Annotated in this window: 16 protein-coding genes and 4 pseudogenes; 19 read left to right on the top strand and 1 reads right to left on the bottom strand. The window is 57.4% G+C overall.

Features of this window, described 5'->3' with window-relative positions; all coding sequences use genetic code 11:
- Positions 1–18: 18 nt before the first annotated feature.
- Positions 19–1,077 (top strand): S49 family peptidase, encoded by a 1,059-nt coding sequence (locus AU14_RS14170; protein ID WP_041341811.1) that lies wholly within the window; start codon positions 19–21, stop codon positions 1,075–1,077.
- A 29-nt stretch (positions 1,078–1,106) separates the two neighbouring features.
- Here AU14_RS14170 and AU14_RS14165 read toward each other — a convergent pair whose 3' ends face one another.
- Positions 1,107–1,694 carry a Maf family protein gene (locus AU14_RS14165; protein ID WP_041341809.1) on the bottom strand — a complete coding sequence of 196 codons (588 nt, stop codon included), beginning with the start codon at positions 1,692–1,694 and terminating at the stop codon, positions 1,107–1,109.
- A 163-nt stretch (positions 1,695–1,857) separates the two neighbouring features.
- On the opposite strand from AU14_RS14165, the gene AU14_RS14160 reads away from it, so the two are divergent.
- The 18 genes and pseudogenes from AU14_RS14160 (at position 1,858) to AU14_RS21925 (ending at position 18,435) form a co-directional block, all read left to right on the top strand.
- Positions 1,858–2,412: a YceD family protein gene (locus tag AU14_RS14160; RefSeq protein WP_041341806.1), complete on the top strand. Its 555-nt coding sequence runs from the start codon at positions 1,858–1,860 to the stop codon at positions 2,410–2,412.
- Between the two features lie 81 nt (positions 2,413–2,493).
- The gene (rpmF, locus tag AU14_RS14155) at positions 2,494–2,673 is read left to right on the top strand and encodes a 50S ribosomal protein L32 (protein ID WP_041341803.1); all 180 of its coding nucleotides are present in this window, start codon (positions 2,494–2,496) and stop codon (positions 2,671–2,673) included.
- Positions 2,674–2,698: 25 nt separating this feature from the next.
- The gene (plsX, locus tag AU14_RS14150) at positions 2,699–3,718 is read left to right on the top strand and encodes a phosphate acyltransferase PlsX (RefSeq protein WP_094191222.1); all 1,020 of its coding nucleotides are present in this window, start codon (positions 2,699–2,701) and stop codon (positions 3,716–3,718) included.
- 136 nt (positions 3,719–3,854) lie between these two features.
- Positions 3,855–4,792: pseudogene (gene fabD / locus AU14_RS14145) on the top strand (ACP S-malonyltransferase).
- 15 nt (positions 4,793–4,807) lie between these two features.
- A pseudogene (fabG, locus tag AU14_RS14140) lies at positions 4,808–5,550 on the top strand (3-oxoacyl-ACP reductase FabG).
- A gap of 132 nt (positions 5,551–5,682) precedes the next feature.
- On the top strand, positions 5,683–5,916 hold the full coding sequence (acpP, locus tag AU14_RS14135) for an acyl carrier protein (protein ID WP_012136033.1): 234 nt from the start codon (positions 5,683–5,685) through the stop codon (positions 5,914–5,916).
- A 131-nt stretch (positions 5,917–6,047) separates the two neighbouring features.
- Positions 6,048–7,292 (top strand): annotated as a pseudogene (fabF, locus tag AU14_RS22965) (beta-ketoacyl-ACP synthase II).
- A gap of 8 nt (positions 7,293–7,300) precedes the next feature.
- Positions 7,301–8,116 carry an aminotransferase class IV gene (locus AU14_RS14125; RefSeq protein WP_041341797.1) on the top strand — a complete coding sequence of 272 codons (816 nt, stop codon included), beginning with the start codon at positions 7,301–7,303 and terminating at the stop codon, positions 8,114–8,116.
- A 5-nt stretch (positions 8,117–8,121) separates the two neighbouring features.
- Positions 8,122–9,188 (top strand): annotated as a pseudogene (mltG, locus tag AU14_RS14120) (endolytic transglycosylase MltG).
- On the top strand, positions 9,188–9,823 hold the full coding sequence (gene tmk / locus AU14_RS14115; RefSeq protein WP_041341794.1) for a dTMP kinase: 636 nt from the start codon (positions 9,188–9,190) through the stop codon (positions 9,821–9,823). Before mltG ends, tmk begins: the two are co-directional and overlap by 1 nt.
- Before the next feature lie 39 nt (positions 9,824–9,862).
- Entirely contained in the window at positions 9,863–10,663 is an 801-nt protein-coding gene (locus AU14_RS14110; protein ID WP_041341791.1) for a helix-turn-helix domain-containing protein, read from the top strand.
- Positions 10,664–10,756: 93 nt separating this feature from the next.
- Complete coding sequence (gene putP / locus AU14_RS14105; RefSeq protein WP_041341788.1) at positions 10,757–12,247, top strand: sodium/proline symporter PutP; 1,491 nt, start codon at positions 10,757–10,759, stop codon at positions 12,245–12,247.
- A gap of 367 nt (positions 12,248–12,614) precedes the next feature.
- On the top strand, positions 12,615–14,105 hold the full coding sequence (putP, locus tag AU14_RS14100) for a sodium/proline symporter PutP (protein WP_407942859.1): 1,491 nt from the start codon (positions 12,615–12,617) through the stop codon (positions 14,103–14,105).
- 238 nt (positions 14,106–14,343) lie between these two features.
- Positions 14,344–15,351, top strand: coding sequence for a TAXI family TRAP transporter solute-binding subunit (locus AU14_RS14095; protein WP_041341783.1), 1,008 nt, complete (start codon positions 14,344–14,346; stop codon positions 15,349–15,351).
- A 2-nt stretch (positions 15,352–15,353) separates the two neighbouring features.
- Positions 15,354–16,835, top strand: coding sequence for a TRAP transporter permease (locus tag AU14_RS22960; RefSeq protein ID WP_269079058.1), 1,482 nt, complete (start codon positions 15,354–15,356; stop codon positions 16,833–16,835).
- Positions 16,783–17,430, top strand: coding sequence for a hypothetical protein (locus AU14_RS22955; protein WP_269079057.1), 648 nt, complete (start codon positions 16,783–16,785; stop codon positions 17,428–17,430). The genes AU14_RS22960 and AU14_RS22955 overlap by 53 nt, the downstream gene beginning before the upstream one ends.
- Positions 17,431–17,511: 81 nt before the next feature.
- Positions 17,512–18,171, top strand: a complete 660-nt coding sequence (locus tag AU14_RS14085) for a sulfite exporter TauE/SafE family protein (protein WP_236744097.1) — start codon at positions 17,512–17,514, stop codon at positions 18,169–18,171.
- Positions 18,172–18,282: 111 nt separating this feature from the next.
- The gene (locus AU14_RS21925; protein WP_236744096.1) at positions 18,283–18,435 is read left to right on the top strand and encodes a hypothetical protein; all 153 of its coding nucleotides are present in this window, start codon (positions 18,283–18,285) and stop codon (positions 18,433–18,435) included.
- Positions 18,436–18,442 lie beyond the last annotated feature (7 nt).

Raw genomic sequence — 18,442 nt, 5'->3', positions numbered from 1 at the left:
TGCTGACAGGATGTATGCATGACTGACTGGGATTCCGATAATAACCCCGATTGGGGCGATAAACCGGTGGGGCAAGAGTCGAAAGATCAAGAGGGTGGCGCCAAGCCCAAGGCAGGGCGAAAGACGCCAAACCTGCCTCCCGAAACCGGGCGAGACTGGAAACTGATCGAAAAACTGGTGATGTCGCTGCAGTCAGAGCAACGTCGCAGTCGTCGCTGGGGGATATTCTTTAAGTTCCTGACCTTCGGCTATCTTTTCCTTCTGCTATTTATGCTCAAGTTCCCGCTCGGCGATACCATTGATTCGGCTACCGGCAAGCACACCGCCCTGGTCGAGATTAATGGTCCGATTGCCGCCGACGAGCTGGCCAGCGCTGACAATATCGTTGGCGCGCTGCGCACGGCGTTCGAGGAAAAGAATGCGGTGGCCGTGCTGCTGCGCATCAATAGCCCGGGCGGAAGTCCGGTGCAGTCTGGCTACGTTTACGATGAGATCAAACGCCTGCGGGAGGAGTATCCGGAGAAGAAGGTGTACGCCGTGATTTCCGATGTCGGTGCCTCCGGCGCCTACTACATTGCCTCCGCTGCCGATGAGATCTATGCCAATCGAGCCAGCCTGGTGGGGTCCATCGGGGTTGTTGCCGGTGGCTTTGGTTTCACCGGGGTGATGGAGAAGCTGGGAGTTGAGCGCCGGCTGTACACCGCTGGTGATAACAAGGCGTTCCTGGATCCGTTCTCGCCGGAGCAGAAAGAAGAGGTGGTCTTCTGGCAGAGTGTGCTGGAAAATACCCACAAGCAGTTCATCGAGGCGGTGAAAGCTGGCCGGGGCGATCGGCTGGCCGATGACGAGCGTCTGTTCAGTGGTCTGATTTGGAGTGGCGAGCAGGCCCAGGAGCTGGGGCTGATTGACGGGCTTGGCAGCTCCTCCTTTGTAGCGCGGCAGATCGTAGGCCAGGAAGACCTGGTGGATTACAGCCGGCGAAAGTCGCCGCTGCAGGATATTGTCGATCAGCTTGGTGTTGCCTTTGGTGAAGGGTTTGCTGGCCAGATGCTGGAATCCCGGCTGGAGCTGCGCTAATGCCCAACGCTGGCCCGCTGCTCAGCGGGTCAGTAGCGGTTGAGTCCCCAGTTTCTCAGCATGTCATTCAGCGCGATCAGGGGCAGGCCGATCAGGCTGTTCGGGTCGCGTCCCTCCATGGCTTCAAACAGCGTGATGCCCAGGCCTTCCATGCGGAAGCTCCCGGCGCAGTCATAGGGCTGTTCCTTGCGCAAGTAGCCGTCGATTTCTTCCGCGGCCAGATCCCGAAAGTGCACGACAAACCGCTCGCAATGGGTTTGTGATTGGTTTGTGCTTGGGTCGAGCAGGGTCAGGCCGGTCAGGAACTGCACGGTCTGGCCGCTGCTGCGCTGCAGTTGGCTGATGGCTTGCTGATGACTGCCTGGTTTTGCCAGCAGGGTGCCGTCCGGCAGGCAGGCCACCTGGTCCGAGCCAATGATCCAGTGTTGTGGGTATTGGCTGGCAAGGGCGCGAGCCTTGGATTCCGCCAAGCGGATGGCCAGTTGTTCCGGGCTCTCGTCAGGTCGGGGGCTTTCGTCGATGTCGGGGCTTGCGGTCTCGAATGGCAGGCCGAGGCGCTCCAGCAGCTCCCGGCGGTACGGGGACGATGAGGCAAGAAGTAGAGGGCGCGATGACATCAGTCGGTTCCTTTTGTGACTATTTGTGGCTAAGGGTTGTGACGAATGGGACAGTTGCCGGAAGTGGGTTATCGTAAGATACACCTATCTGCACCGGAACCCCCGGGCAAAAGACAACGAAGTCTTTGACACCAGAGGGCTGCGCCCCTAAAATTGCGCGCCTATGTCAAATGCGTCACACGCCGAGTTACCCAAATCTGTCGATCCTTATCGGTTGGCGGAGCAGAACACCACGCTGGAGGGAGACATTCCCCTCAGTGCGTTGACTCGTTTCCGGGAATCGGTTCTGGGCGTTGATGAAGGGTCTGTGTGTAACGTAAAGCTGTCCTTCTATATGGATGCGCAGCGTCGTCGCATTGTCTCCGGTGAGCTCGAGGCTCTGGTCAGCCTTGAGTGCCAGCGTTGCATGGGTGACATGCGTACAACGCTGAACTCCCAGTTTACGCTGGGGCTGGTAACCAGCGATGAGCAGGCGCAACAGCTGCCGAAAGATCTTGAGCCGTTCCTGACGGATGACTTCAGTGCTGAATTGTGGTCAATGGTTGAGGACGAGCTATTGTTGGTGCTGCCGGCATTCCCGCTCCATGAGCGCAGTGAGTGTCCAGCCCGCGAAGACCTGGAAGCCTACGAGCCAGATGGATCTCCGGCGCAGCCGGACGAGCCGAAAAAAGAGAATCCCTTCAGCGTGTTGGCGGATCTCAAGAAAACGAAACACTAAGCAGGTGCTGGCTCTGATGCAGAGTCTGCGCTTTACACTGAACACACGTTTTATTTACGTAAACAGGTCAGGAGCATAATCATGGCTGTACAGAAAAACCGCAAGACTCGTTCCAAGCGCGGCATGCGTCGTTCACACGACGCCCTGAGCTCTGCCGCTCTGTCCACCGATCCAACAACCGGTGAAGTTCATCGTCGTCACCACGTCTCTCCGGACGGCTTTTACCGCGGCAAGCAGGTAATCGAAGCAAGCGACGAGTAAGTCAGTTGCGATCAGGCACCGCCCGATGACAGATGGAACAACGGTGAACCCCGTAACCATCGCCATTGATGCCATGAGCGGTGATCGCGGAGCCACAGTGGTGGTTTCCGCGGCGCTTGATGCGGTGCGCGAAAACGAAGCCTTGAGTATCGTTCTGGTAGGAATACGGAGCGAACTTGAGGCTTTGTTGCGTGAAGAGCATGCGAGAATTCGCATTGTTGAGGCCGCGGACGTGGTGCGCATGAATGAGCGCCCCTCTCATGCCCTTCGCCACAAGAAAAGTTCCTCCATGGCTATCGCCCTCGGGCTAGTCCGGGATGGTGAAGCTCAGGGTTGTGTCAGCGCCGGTAATACCGGGGCTCTGATGGCATTCGGTCGCTCACTGATCCGAATGTACCCCGGCATTGAACGGCCGGCGATCTCTAAGTTGATTCCCTCTCTTCGTGGCCGGTGCCACGTTCTCGATCTCGGCGCCAACGTCGATTCCACGGCTGAAAACCTCTACCAGTATGCGCTGATGGGTTCCCTGATGGCGTCTGCTATGTCGGGCCAGTCCGAGCCGCGCGTAGCGTTGCTGAATGTCGGCGAGGAGGAGATCAAGGGCAATGAGCAGGTGCGTCTTGCCTCTCACATGCTTGCCCAGTGCGATACTCTCAATTACATCGGTTATGTCGAAGGCAGCGATCTGTTCCGTGATGTTGCAGATGTCGTTGTTTGCGATGGCTTCGTGGGCAATATCGCGCTGAAAACCGGGGAGGGTGTTGCTGGTCTGTTGATTGAACTCATGGAGCAGGCCTTCACCAAGACGCTCTACGGCCGCTTTGTTGGCCTGATGGCACGTCCTATCATCGGTCGCCTGCTGCGGCTGATGGATCCGTCACGTCACAATGGCGCGAGTCTGCTGGGGCTCCAGGGGGTTGTCATCAAAAGTCATGGCAACGCCAACGAGCGCGCGATGCTGGCGGCCATTCGCCAGGCGGTGCGTGAGGTGGAGTTGGAAGTCCCTCGCCGAATCAATGAGCGCCTCGACGATCTCATGCTCTAAGCCTTTGCGCTTTCATGCTCCTAAGTCTCTGAGACTAAAGTCTGTCCCGTTTTTGATGTGTATTCGCGGATAATTGGCCTAACTTGTACTATTGGCTAATCTCCCGTAACACCTCAATGACGTTAAGATCTTAATTATGAAATCAGCCTTTATTTTTCCCGGTCAGGGTCCCAGTCAGTCGGTATGCTCTCAGCGGCAGCCGAGGCGTGGCCTATTGTTAACAAAACCTTTGCCGAGGCATCCAATGCCCTCGGTTACGACCTGTGGCAGCTGTGCCAGAAAGGTCCTGCGGAAGAACTTAACCAGACCATGGTTACCCAGCCGGCGCTTTTGACAGCCAGTGTCGCCCTGTGGCGCCATTGGCAAGTGGCGGGCGGTAGCCGGCCCAATTTCGTGGCGGGTCACAGCCTGGGCGAATACAGTGCGCTGGTTGCTGCCGAGAGTCTCGATTTTGTCGATGCGGTCAAGTTGGTTCGCCTGCGTGGCGAGCTGATGCAGGATGCGGTGCCGGCCGGTGAGGGCAAGATGGCCGCGATTCTCGGCCTTGAAGACGACGACGTGGTGGCTGCTTGCGCCAGTGCCGCCAATGGCGACGTGGTTTCAGCCGTCAACTTCAATGCCCCGGGTCAGGTTGTGATTGCCGGATCGGCCGCTGCCGTTGAGCGCGCCATTGAAGCCTGTAAGGAAAAGGGCGCTCGTAAGGCGATGCCACTGCCGGTCAGTGTGCCGTCGCATTGTGCGCTGATGAAAGGTGCGGCCGACGAGCTTGCGGGTGAGCTGGAAGACGTGCGCTTTAACGACGCTGTCATACCCGTTATACAAAATGTTAACGCCGCCGCCGAGACAGATTCCGATACACTCAAGGCCAATTTGCTGAAGCAGCTGTATTCCCCGGTGCTGTGGACCGATTCGGTGCGCACTCTGGTTGATAGAGGAGTGTCGGTTGCAGTTGAGTGTGGCACTGGTAAGGTGCTGGCCGGTTTGATCAAGCGAATTGATCGTAGTCTGGCTGTTCACAGTATCGAAGAGCCGGATTCACTGGCGAAAGCGCTGGACGCATTCAGTCAGTCCTAAAAAAGGGAGTTATACATGTCTTTGGAAGGCAAAACCGCACTGGTTACCGGTGCAACTCGTGGCATTGGCAAGGCCATTGCCCGGGCGCTGGCAGAGCAGGGTGCTGAAGTAATCGGCACGGCCACCAGTGCTGAAGGTGCCGAAACCATTTCCAACGATCTCAAAGCCGCCGGCCTGAAAGGCTACGGTATCGTGATGAACGTTGCCGAGGCTGAAAGCGTTGATGCCGGGTTGAAGGAAATCGCCAGCACCTCTGGCGCGCCTCATATTCTGGTCAACAACGCCGGTATCACCCGCGATAACCTGCTGATGCGCCTGAAGGAAGACGATTGGGCGGCGGTTCTGGAAACCAACTTGTCCAGCGTGTACCGCACCAGCAAGGCGGTGCTGCGTGGCATGGCCAAAGCCAAGTGGGGGCGGATTATTAATATCAGCTCCGTGGTAGCAGGCATGGGCAATCCCGGCCAGGGTAACTACTGTGCTGCGAAGGCAGGCGTAGAGGCTTTACCCGTAGTTTGGCCAAGGAAATGTCGAATCGGGGTATTACCGCCAACTGCGTGGCTCCCGGGTTTATCGACACCGATATGACAAAAAAACTGGACGACAAGCAGCGTGAGACTATGCTGGAAATCATACCCGCGGGTCGTCTGGGTGAGCCGGAAGAAGTGGCAGCCGTGGTTGCCTTCCTGGCATCAGATGCAGCCGGATACGTGAGTGGCGAGACTATTCACGTGAACGGCGGAATGTACATGGGATAGACTGGGGCGGCTGCTTTTACGCAAGCCCTTGTCACACAACATGTTTGACCGAATCCCTGCTTGTTTGCGGGTGGGGTTTAAATTAAACTTGCAGCACAAAGTTGCTTGGTTGACACATAAAGTGAGGACATTATGAGTACAGTTGAAGAGCGCGTGAAGAAGATCGTTTGTGAACAGTTGGGCGTTAAAGAGTCCGAAGTTCAGAACTCATCTTCTTTTGTAGAGGATCTTGGCGCTGACTCACTGGACACCGTTGAGCTGGTAATGGCACTGGAAGAGGAATTTGAAACTGAAATTCCCGACGAAGAAGCCGAGAAGCTGGCCAGTGTTCAGGACGCGATTGACTACATCGTCGCGCACACCTGATACTCTGCAGTAGTTAAAGCCAGGCAAGAAGCCGTCCTTGTTACTAAACGAAGGGCGGCTTTTTTATTGGTTGGAAGTCAGGTTCAATCGGTGATCGGACGCACTTGTAAAAGGATCGGGTGAAAGGCTTTATGAGTAAACGACGGGTTGTCATCACAGGTATGGGTATGTTGTCTCCTTTGGGAAACGACGTAAAAAGTTCCTGGGAAGGCGTGCGGGAAGGCCGCAGCGGCATCGGTAATATCGAACGCTTTGACGCCTCTGAGTACAACACCCGCATTGGCGGCGCCATCAAGGACCTCGACCTTGAGCCCTGGCTGTCCACCAAGGAAGCCCGCAAGCTCGATGCCTTCATTCACTACGGTTTGATTGCCGCTCAACAGGCCGTTGACGACAGCGGCCTGGATGATTACGACGCGCTGGATAAAGACCGTGTCGGTATTGCCATTGGCTCTGGCATTGGTGGTCTGGAGTACATTGAAAAGAATGTGCTGACCATGGACAAGTCGGGGCCGCGCAAGGTGTCACCGTTCTTTGTTCCCGCCTCGGTGATCAACATGATTTCCGGCAATGCGGGATTCGCTTTGGTTATCGCGGTCCCAACATCGCCATCGTAACTGCCTGCACCACGGCACTCACAATATTGGCTACGCGGCCAGAACCATCGCTTACGGCGATGCCGACGTGATGCTCGCCGGTGGCTCCGAGATGGCAACCACCCGCACAGGGATTGCCGCGTTTTCTGCTGCCCGGGCCTTGTCCACGCGCAACGATGAGCCCGAGAAGGCGAGCCGGCCCTGGGATCGCGAGCGCGACGGCTTTGTTCTGAGTGATGGTGCTGGTGTGGTGGTTCTGGAAGATCTCGAGCATGCCAAGAAACGCGGTGCCACCATTTACGGTGAAGTGGTCGGTTTTGGCATGAGCGATGATGCTCACCACATTACCGCACCGCCTGCGAGCGGGGAGGGCGCTGCCCGGTCCATGAAAAATGCCCTGCGCGATGCTGGCCTGAGCCCGGATGAGGTTGATTACATCAACGCCCATGGCACCTCCACCCAGGTTGGTGACGTTGCCGAAGTGGCGGCGGTGAAATCCGTCTTTGGGGATCACGCTGAAAAGTTGGCCATGAGCAGCACCAAATCGATGACCGGTCATTTGCTGGGCGCCGCCGGTGCAGTTGAAGGCATTTTCTCCGTTCTGGCAATCCGCGACGGCCTGTTGCCGCCGACCATCAATCTGGACAACCCCGATGAGGCTGTGATCTGGATTTTGTGGCTAACAAGAGCCGCAAATCGGACGTTCGTGTCGCACTCTCCAATTCCTTTGGCTTTGGCGGTACCAACGGCACGCTGATCTTCCGTCGCTACGAGGACTGATCCGGCTCATGCTCAATCTGGTCTGGGCGGATGAAGGTGGGCTACCGGCTAATGACCGGGGCCTGGCCTACGGTGATGGTCTGTTTGAGACCGTCCGGATGCAGGGACAGCAGGGCGTTCTGCTGTCGCGGCACCTCATGCGCCTGGTTCGTGACGCCGCGCGGCTGGGAATTGTGGTGTCTCGTGAGGAGCTCAGCGGTGTGTGCGCCCAGGCAGCACAGCGCTGGGCCGACAGTTTTGATAATGGCTGGGTGCTGAAGCTGATTCTGACCCGGGGTGCCGGTGGGCGTGGTTATCGCCCCGATGACAACATGCGCCCAAACCTGCTGGTATCTGCGACCTCGCTTCCGCCTGAGCCGGATGCCGAAGGTGTGATGGCGGATTTCTCCCGAGTACCGCTGTCGGTCCATCCGATGTTTGCCGGTATCAAATCCCTCAATCGACTCGATCAGGTAATGGCCGCCCGTGAACTGCACGACGGGCTCTTTGAAGTGATTATGTCCAATCACGACGGTTACCTGGTTGAAGGCACACGGACCAATTTGCTGCTCAAGACCCGGGATGGCTGGGTAACACCGCCGGTTTCATCACTGGCCGTGGCCGGTGTCATGCGGGAGTGGTTGCTGGAACGTCTGCGTGAGCGCGGCGAATCTGTGCTGGAGCGGCCGCTGGCCATTGCCGATTTGACCGGTCCCGACTGCCAGGGACTTTTCCTGCTCAACAGCGTGTTCGGCGTTGTGCCGGTGCGGCGTCTTGCCGATCAGGATTTGCCTGTCGATAGCGGACTTGCGACAATCGTCCATCCTCACGATCTACTGGAATAATTCCCTTGCTCAAGAAGTTACTGACAGCCTCGGTTTGCGCGATTGTATTGATAGCGGCAGGTACCGGGCTCTGGGCCTGGCAGGGCCTGCAAACCCTCAAGCAGCCTGTCGCGCTGGACGAGCCGGTGCTGTTCAGCCTGCCCAATGGCACTGCCTTTGGCCAGGTTGCGCGCATGCTCGAGCGAGATGGGCTGGTTGAGCAGAGCCTGTGGTTGCGGGTGCATGGGCGCCTGTATCCGGAGCAGGCAAAAATCAAAGCCGGTGAGTACGAGTTCACCAACGGCATGACGCCGCTGGATATGCTTACCGCCATGGTTGCCGGTGATACCAAGCATTGGTCAGTGCAGTTCATTGAAGGCTGGACTTTCAGTGACATGCGGGCGGCGCTGGCCCGCACCGAACGGCTGGAACAGGTCACGAAGGACTGGACCGACGCCGAAATTATGAAGCCGTCGGTGCCGAGGGTGAACATCCGGAAGGGCGTTTCTTCCCGGATACCTACCTGTTTACCAGCACCGAATCCGACCTCGATCTGCTCCAGCGGGCGTTCGACACCATGGAAGCCGCCCTGGAGGAGGAGTGGGCCGAGCGCGAGCCGGATCTGCCGTACAGTTCGCCTTACGAAGCGCTGATCATGGCCTCCATTGTTGAGCGCGAAACCGGCGCGACCCATGAGCGCGATCAGGTTGCGGGTGTGTTTGTTCGTCGACTGCAGAAAGGCATGCGACTACAAACCGATCCAACCGTTATCTACGGCATGGGTGACAGCTACAAGGGTCGGATCGGCAAGCGCGACCTGCGCACTCATACGCCGTACAACACCTACCGCATTGACGGCCTGCCGCCAACCCCAATTGCGCTGCCCGGTCGGGAGGCGATCCATGCAGCGTTGCATCCGGACGATGGTGATGCACTGTATTTTGTCGCTCGAGGCGATGGTACCCACAAGTTTTCCCGGACACTCGCGGAGCACCAGAAGGCCGTTCGTGAGTTCCAACTCAATCGACGTAAGGACTACCGGTCATCGCCGGCGGCCCAGAGCGATTCGAACAGCGACAACGGAGATTCATGATGACCCGACGTGGTCAGTTCATTACCTTCGAAGGCACTGAGGGCGTGGGTAAATCCACCCAGCTGGCCAACGCAGCAGATACCCTGAGAGGGCTGGGTGTCGATGTCGTGGTTACCCGGGAGCCGGGCGGCACACCGATGGCGGAATCGATCCGCGAGCTGTTGTTGGCGCCCCGGAACGAGTCGGTGGACGAGACCACCGAGCTGCTACTGATGTTCGCGGCCCGGGCCCAGCACCTTAATACCCGTATCCTGCCAGCTCTGGAGCAAGGGCAGTGGGTGCTTTGTGACCGCTTTACCGATGCCACCTTTGCCTATCAGGGCGGTGGGCGCGGTGTTTCATCTGAACGTATCGCGATGCTAGAGAACCTGGTGCAGGGCGATGTACGGCCAGATCATGTCATCCTGCTCGACGCCCCGGTTGAAACCGGCATGAAGCGGGCGCGCAGTCGTGGTGATCTGGACCGGTTTGAGCAGGAGGCGGTGTCGTTCTTTCAGCGCATCCGTGATACCTACCTGGACCGCGCGCAGGCTGCTCCTGGGCGCTACAGTGTGGTGGACGCCTCGGCCTCCCTTGAGCAGGTAACCGCTTCCATCCGCGACCTTGTGTGCAAGTTTCACTCAGATCTGCTTTAATTGGCTAACATTATCAATTGTTAAGGTGCGCTGGCGTCTATGCTGGATGCTCGACTATTGGAGTTGCCGACCGCCTCTCATAAGCATTGCCATGAGCATCACCAGATTGTGGTGGGGGTGAGAGGCGAGGCTGTCGTGAGTGTCGATGGAACGGGATCCCAATTAGATACGTGGAAAGCCTGTCTGGTCCCCACCGGCGCCTGGCACGACTATTCTGGCGGTGATCAGAATCATGTTCTGGTCATAAACCTTAATCCTGCAGCCCCGATGACCTCTTCCTCTGCTCATGCAGATTACGAGCAGATGGTTCGGGTATTTGAAAAGCCACGCACGGTCCACATGGACAGCCGAATGCAGGGGATGGTTCAGTTTGCAGCCAGTGAATTCAACCGGTCCCCGGAGAATACAACACTGCACGGACATCTGGCCGCCAGTATTCTGTATTGCATGGCTGATCGGATCGTGGATCGGAAGGTTTACCCATCCAGTCGTCACAGTCTCAGGCTCGGTGCCATTCAGCGTTACATCGTTGCGAACCTCCACCGGAAGATTTCAGTTAAAGAACTGGCGGATGAGGCATGTCTGGGTGTGAGCCGTTTCCATGAGGTCTTTCGGGACGTGGCTGGTATCACGCCCCATCAGTTTCTTCTCCAGATTCGTCTAGATCAGGCGGTTCATCTGCTGGCCTCAACATCGCTTTCGGTCTCGGAAATCAGTTATCGGGCTGGTTTTTCGTCGCAAAGCGCCCTGACAAATTCTTTGCGCAAGCACAAAGGCATTACGCCGGCCAAATTGCAGGCAGGTGAAGATGTTGCGTCATTGGGTCGAGTTAATAATTAAGTAAACAAGAAGAACGGCATAGTGGTTCGTCATCAGAGCGACTGAGTGCTTATCGAGCGGATTGAATCCGACTCATTTAACCGGAGGAGCGTTATGGCTATTGGTGTTTGGATCAGTTTATTTGCTTACTTTGCGGTCATGATCGCCATTGGCGTTTATGCGATGCGCACATCCACGTCTTCTTCGGAAGACTACATGTTGGGTGGGCGATCGCTCAGTCCCAAAGTAGCGGCTCTGTCTGCCGGCGCTTCGGACATGAGTGGCTGGCTGCTGCTCGGGCTCCCGGGTGCACTGTTTGTGTCTGGCCTGGGATCCGCGTGGATCGGTATCGGTCTGCTCGTCGGTGCCTTCTTTAACTGGACACTGGTTGCGCCGCGTCTTCGTGAGCAGACGGTTCACTATGGTAACGCCATCACCATTCCTTCCTTCCTGGCGAATCGATTCCCGACCCAGGCGCTTTCCCTGCGCACGGTATCGGCAATTGTTATTGTTATTTTCTTCGCGGTTTATACGGCATCCGGACTCGTTGCCGGCGGCAAGCTGTTTGAAAGTGCGTTTGCCGGCATTTTCAACTTCGGAGGCCTGAGTGATTACGCCGTCGGGATCGTGATCACATTGGGTGTTGTGTTGGTGTACACGGTTGTGGGCGGCTTCCTCGCGGTGAGCATGACCGACTTTGTGCAAGGCTGCATCATGATGCTCGCGCTGGTGATCATGCCGGCTGTGGTGCTATTCGGCGAAGGTGGCGGCGGATTCGCCCAAGCTTCACAGACTCTCAATGAGGTTGATCCCAATCTACTGTCCTGGACAGAAGGGCTGACCATCATCGGTTGGTTGTCAGCCGTCACATGGGGCCTGGGATATTTTGGTCAGCCTCATATCATCGTACGTTTCATGGCAATCCGTACACTGGAAGACGTTCCAACGGCACGTAACATCGGTATGAGCTGGATGGCGATTTCGCTTGTCGGTGCCGTTTCTCTCGGTATCTTTGGCCGGGCTTACGCGGTTCGCAACGGTATGGACGTCCAGGATCCAGAAACGATCTTCATCATCTTGTCTGACCTGTTGTTCCATCCGTTGATCACCGGTTTCCTCTATGCGGCACTTCTGGCAGCGGTAATGAGTACCATTTCCAGCCAGCTTCTGGTGTCGTCTTCGTCGCTAACAGAAGATTTCTATCGTCTTTTCATGCGCAAGGAGGCGAGCGACCGGGAGTGTGTGAACGTTGGCCGGGTTTGCGTCGTGTTGGTAGGCCTGGTTGCTGCCTTCATTGCATCTGACCCCAACTCTCAGGTGTTGGCGCTTGTCAGTAACGCGTGGGCAGGCTTCGGTGCGGCTTTTGGTCCGCTGATTATTCTGTCGCTGATGTGGTCGCGCACCAACGGTGCTGGTGCACTGGCAGGCATGGTAGCCGGTGCAGCTACGGTGATGATCTGGATTTCGCTGGGATGGAACGGTGAATTCATGGGTGGCCCAGGAGTTTATGAGATCATTCCAGGATTCATTGCTGCGTGGGTCGCTATCATGGTCGTCAGCCTCGCTACTGCTGATGCTGGCGAATATCAGGCGATTTCCCGGTAACGCAGTGCGTTTGTTGTTCTTTGACTAACGAATGAAAGGGCTCCTGCGGGAGCCCTTTTTGCTGGTGAGATTAAACGGGGCGCAACGCTTGCTCGGCGATGTTTTGGTGAAAAAATAGCCTGACTTTGAAAAAAAATCGGCTTTTTGGACGATTTTTCAAAAAGATCGTAGGATTTTGCAAGTTTGAGATCCGTAGTAATACTAACGTACGCAGGTCTGAAACTTTGCATGGAGCGAAGCCTCGCTCCGTCCAGGTTTTGAGTTCGTCGGGTTGCCCTTTCCATCCTGTTATCAGGGTGCGGAAGGAGAGCCGTTCCAAAGCCAATAATAACTAACCCAGATAGCGCACGGGGAGAAAACCGAAATGATAGGAAACAGTGTAGGGATTAGTATTACCTTCCTTGCCTACATTCTGCTAATGCTCGGCATTGGCTATGTGGCCTGGAAACGCACCTCAAATCTTTCCGATTACATCTTGGGCGGCCGCAGTCTTGGCCCCCTGCCTTCCGCGATCAGTGCCGGTGCGTCCGACATGAGTGGTTGGCTGTTACTGGGTCTTCCCGGTTATGCCTATGCAGCGGGCTATGAAGCCATCTGGATTGCAGTTGGCCTGTTGGCGGGCACCTGGCTGAACTGGTTGTTTGTTGCCAGCCGCCTGCGTACCTACTCGCTGTCTGCCGGTGACTCGCTGACACTGCCGTCGTTCTTCGAGAACCGCTTCAACGACACCAGCCGTGTTCTTCGCGTCATCTGTGCCTTCTTTATCCTGCTGTTCTTCCTGTTCTACACCAGCTCTGGTCTGGTCGCAGGTGGCAAGCTGTTTGAGACGGTCTTCGGTCTGGATTACACCGTGGCGGTTATCGTTGGCACCATTGCCGTGGTTTCCTACACCTTCTTCGGTGGCTTCCTGGCAGTAACATGGACCGACGTTATCCAGGGACTGCTGATGTTCGCAGCGCTGCTGTTGGTGCCGATCATGGCGATCAACGCAGACGGTGGCTGGGCAGCGACTTCTGCAGCCATGGAAGCTAAAAACCCCGAGTTCATGGATGCCTTTACCAGCACCGATGGCACGGCGTTGGGCATACTGTCTATCCTGTCCCTGCTGGGCTGGGGCCTGGGCTACTTCGGTCAGCCGCACATTCTGGCTCGCTTCAAGGCTATTCGCAGTGAAGATGACGTTCCGGCCGCCCGCCGCATCGCGGTGATCTGGAGTGGTCTGGGTCTGTTGGGTGCACTGCTGTGTGGTTTCGCAGCCATTGGCTATTTCGAGACTCCGCTGGACGACGGCGAGCGTGCCTTCATGCTGCTGGTTGATGCGTTGTTCCACCCGGTTATCGCTGGTGTTCTGCTTGCAGCCATCCTGGCCGCTATCATGAGTACCGCCGATTCCCAGCTGCTGGTGTCCTCATCAGCATTGGCAGAAGACTTCTACAAGGCGCTGTTCCGCAAGGAAGCCTCCCAGGAGGAGCTGGTTTGGGTCGGTCGCTTTGCCGTTGTTGGTATCGCCATCGTAGCCTGTATTCTCGGCCTGAACCCGGACAGCAAGGTACTTGAGCTGGTCTCCTATGCCTGGGCTGGTTTCGGTGCGGCCTTTGGTCCGGCTCTGATCCTGTCGCTGTTCTGGCGTAACATGACCCGCAACGGTGCTATTGCCGGTATCGTTGTTGGTGGTGCCACCGTGGTGATCTGGGGCAACATGTCCGGCGGCCTGCTGGACCTGTACGAGATTATCCCGGGCTTCATCCTGGCGACCATTGCCATTGTTCTGGTTTCCAAGTTCGGTGATAAGCCGCACGCGGAAATCCTGGCCGGCTTCGATAAGGCCATCAAGGCGCGTTACCACAACCTGCCGTAACTGGTGGATCTGGTCCCAGGCTTATAAACAGCAGGGGCCAGACTGGTAAGCGCAAAAGCCCTCGTCGGTAATGACGGGGGCTTTTTTTTGCCTGCGGCCTGGCCACACCCAGGCGCGCTCTAATACATAGGTCGAAGGCAGGGGCTGTGCCGCTGGCAGTCGTTTCGTCAAAGCGCTACCGTGATAAGTTGTTAGGAAGCGTCCCGCAATAACTATAAGCATCTGAGGATAAAGACATATGAACAGGAATCGTCTGTGTAAATCCGCTATGGGTGTGGTTGCCGCAGCCGCCGTCTCGCTGTCAGCCAGCGTGCAGGCCGAAGGCAATTACGTGATGGGTACGGCCACTACCGGTGGCACCTATTACCCGGTCGGCGTAGCGATCTCCACGCTGATCAAGGTGAAGCTCGAGCCGCAAACCAACATCTCGGTTTCCGCCATCAGTTCTGCCGGCTCCGGTGAGAACCTCAAGCTGATGGACGAAGGTCAGATCCAGTTCGGCATTCTTCAGGGCCTTTACGGCGCCTACGCCTGGAATGGCACCGGCCCGGTCCCCAAGCCTTACAAAAACCTGCGCTCGGTCTCCATGCTGTGGCAGAACGTTGAGCACTTCGTAGTGCGCAACAGCGTGGTCGACACCGGCACCATTTCTGACATGACCAACCTGTACGATGAGAGCTTCTCCATTGGTGCCCGCAACTCCGGTACTGAAGGTTCAGGTCGTTTCATCCTGGGCAAGGTTGGCATCGATCTGGAGCAGGTGGACATCGCTTACCTGGGCTACGGCCCCAGTGCAGATGCCATGCAGAACGGCAACATTGACGGCATGAACATTCCCGCTGGTGTACCTGCTTCCGCGGTGACCCGAGCCTACGCCAATCTGGGCGACGACATTACCACCCTGGACTTCACGGCCGAGCAGTTGGCTCAGGTAAACAGTGATTTTGAGCTGTGGACCCCGTACACCATTCCGGCTGGCACTTATCCGAATCAGGACAAGGACATCAACACGATTGCCCAGCCAAATATCATGGCGGCCCGTGCCGATGTCTCTGAAGAGGACGTCTACCAGATCACCAAGACGATCTACGCCAACCTGCCGTTCCTGAACAACATCCACCCGGCCACCAAGGCCATGGCACTGGAAAAGGCTATTGCAGGCCTGCCCATGCCACTGCACCCGGGCGCTGCGCGTTTCTACCGCGAGCAGGGGCTGGATATTCCTGAGCGACTGATCGCGGAGTAAACGTGGCAGAGCAAACAACCAGCGAACCTCACATCGAGGTTCGCGACGAAAGCGCCAGCGACGCCAGCGAACGCCTTGATCACCGGCTCCTCGGACCGGTGATTTTTGGTTTGGCCATCGTCACGTCGCTGATCCACCTGTACTTCAACACCGTGTCCACGCTCTCCGAGCTGTGGACATCAGCCTTGCACTTTGGCCTTTTCGGGTTGATTTGTGCCCTGACCACTCCCATGCTCAGGGCGCGCTCCGTGGCCGGCCAGCGAGCCGTGCTGGGCGTTGATGTGTTGCTCGGGCTGGCTGCGCTGGCCTGCGCTTTCTACCTGATGCTGTTTGAAAACGCGCTCTATGATCGGGGTGTCAACTTCAGCACCGGCGACTGGATATTCTCCATCGCCGCAGTCGTGCTGATTCTCGAATTTGCGCGCCGCACCGTGGGCTGGTTTATCCCGGTGCTGTGCATCCTGGCGTTGACCTACGTCGCCTGGTGGGGGCAGTACGTGGACGGTATCTTCAACTTCCCGGGCCTGACCTGGGAAACCGTCCTGTTCCGTTCTTACATTGGTGGTCAGGGCATGCTCGGCTCCATTGCCCGGATCTCCTGGACCTACGTGTTCATGTTTATCCTGTTCGGGGCCTTCCTGGTGAAATCCGGCGCTGGTGACTTCATCATCGAGCTGGCGCGATGCGCCGCTGGCCGCTTTGTCGGCGGCCCGGGTTTCGTGGCAGTGTTCTCCTCCGGCCTGATGGGTTCTGTCTCGGGCTCCAGTGTTGCCAACACCGTGTCCACCGGCGTCATCACCATTCCACTGATGCGCAAGGCGGGTTTTCCGGCTCGATTTGCCGCGGGTGTTGAGGCTGCCGCCTCTACCGGTGGTCAGCTGATGCCACCGGTGATGGGGGCAGGGGCTTTCATCATGGCCTCATACACCCAGGTGTCCTACCTCACCATCATCTCCGTGGCGGCACTGCCGGCGCTGCTGTATTTCCTGTCGGTAGCGATGTTTGTCCGTATCGAGGCCAAGCGCAGCCATGCCGTCAAACTGGAAGACGATGAAGCACCCACCCTGAAGGACGTGCTCAAAGATGGCTGGCATTTCCTGTTGCCACTGGTGGTTCTGGTGGCAGCGCTGGTCTATGGCTTTACACCGACCTACGCGGCCGGTATTGCCATTCTGTCGGTGATCGTTGCGTCCTGGCTATCGAAACATCCAATGGGCCCCAGGGACATCCTGGAGGCTCTCGTGATGGGTGCCCGCAACATCACTACCACTGCGATTCTGCTGATCACCGTGGGACTGATTGTGATGGTGGTGTCGACCACCGGCATCGGTAATACCTTCTCGATCATGATTACCGACTGGGCCGGCGGCAGCTGCTTATCACCATCGTTCTGGTGGCGCTGGCGTCCTGATTCTGGGCATGGGGTTGCCGGTGACAGCGGCCTATATCGTACTGGCGACACTGTCGGCACCGGCCATCTATAACCTGATCGCCCAGAGCCAGCTGTTGGACCTGGTGATGAGCGGCAATCTGCCGGAACAGGCCAAATCCATCTTCATGCTGGTGGCGCCGGACAAGATGGACCTGCTGAACGCGCCGATGGATCAGGCGACCGCCCAGCAGTTACTGGCGTCGGTGCCGGATACCTTCAGTTCGCAGCTGCTGGAGCAGGCGTTGTCGCCGGCAACCCTGTCGATGGCACTGGTGGCGGCGCACATGGTGATCTTCTGGCTGTCCCAGGATTCCAACGTCACACCACCGGTATGCCTGACGGCGTTCGCTGCGGCCGCCATCGCGGGCACGCCCCAAATGCGGACCGGTTTCACTGCCTGGAAGCTTGCCAAGGGGCTGTACATCGTTCCGCTGCTGTTTGCTTACTCACCGCTGATCACTGGCGACTTTGACCAGATGCTGCAGGTGTTCTGCTTTGCCTTGTTTGGTATTTACGCCATCGTGGCGGGGCTTGAGGGGTATCTGGAGCATCCGCTCAATCCGCTGGTGCGCTTGCTGATGTTCCCGATTGGTGTGCTCATGCTCTGGCCCCATGGCCAGATTGCGTTGGACGTGACAGGCTGGTGATCTTCATCATTGCCTTTGTATGGAGCAGTCGCCAGGGCCGACGGATGTCCATGCCGGCGGCGGCATGACGGACGCCGGCCTATGACACTGTTGGAAATCCTGGCGCTGTTGGCGCTGGGTGGCATTGCTGGCTTCATCAACGTGCTGTCGGCCGGTGGCTCCATGCTGACCTTGCCGTTGTTGATGTTCCTTGGCTTGCCACCTCAGGTAGCTAACGGCACCAACCGGGTGGCGATCACCTTGCAGAGTATTACCGCGGTGGGCAGTTTCCACCGTATGGGCCACGGCAACCTCATGGTGAGCCTGCGCCTGGCCGTGCCTGCGGTTCTTGGCTCGTTGCTGGGAGCCTGGGTGGCCACCTGGGTGCCCGATGCCGTGTTCGAGGTGGTTCTGGTTTCGGCCATGATCGGTGCCTCGGTGTTCATGCTGTTGCCGCAACCGAATCTTGATACCCGCCCGCTGACGGTGGACCGGCTGAGCCCGGCCATTTATCTGGCAATGTTCTTCGTTGGCATGTACGGCGGATTTATCCAGGTGGGTGTGGGGGTGCTGTTTATTGTGGTGCTGTACCACATGCTCAAGATTGATCTCCGGCAGGTGAACGTGCTCAAGGTTTCGATTGTCCTGCCATTCACCTTTGCGGCGCTGGTGGTCTTCGCGATAAATGATCAGGTGCGCTGGGCTGTGGGCCTTACGCTGGCGCTTGGCAATGTCACCGGTGCTTCATCGCCACCCATGTAAATATGAGCAAGCAGGGCGCGCGTTGGGTGAAGGCAATCACCCTGGTCATGGTGGCGGCCATTCTGGTTCGACTGATTTTGTACTGATAATCGAATAACGAGGCTAATAACGATGAAAGCGATGGTAATTGAAGAGTTCGGCGGCCCTGAGGTATTTGTCGAACGTGAGGTGGACACACCGGAGCCGGCCGAGGGCCAGGTTCGCATCAGGGTGGTGGCCTCCAGTGTCAACCCGCTGGAAACCAAGATCCGTTCAGGCTGGTGAAAACCGG

This window comes from Marinobacter similis (assembly GCF_000830985.1).
GTDB lineage: Bacteria > Pseudomonadota > Gammaproteobacteria > Pseudomonadales > Oleiphilaceae > Marinobacter > Marinobacter similis.
Note: the sequence above shows the minus strand (reverse complement) of the source record. Positions and strands in the feature narration are given on the sequence as shown.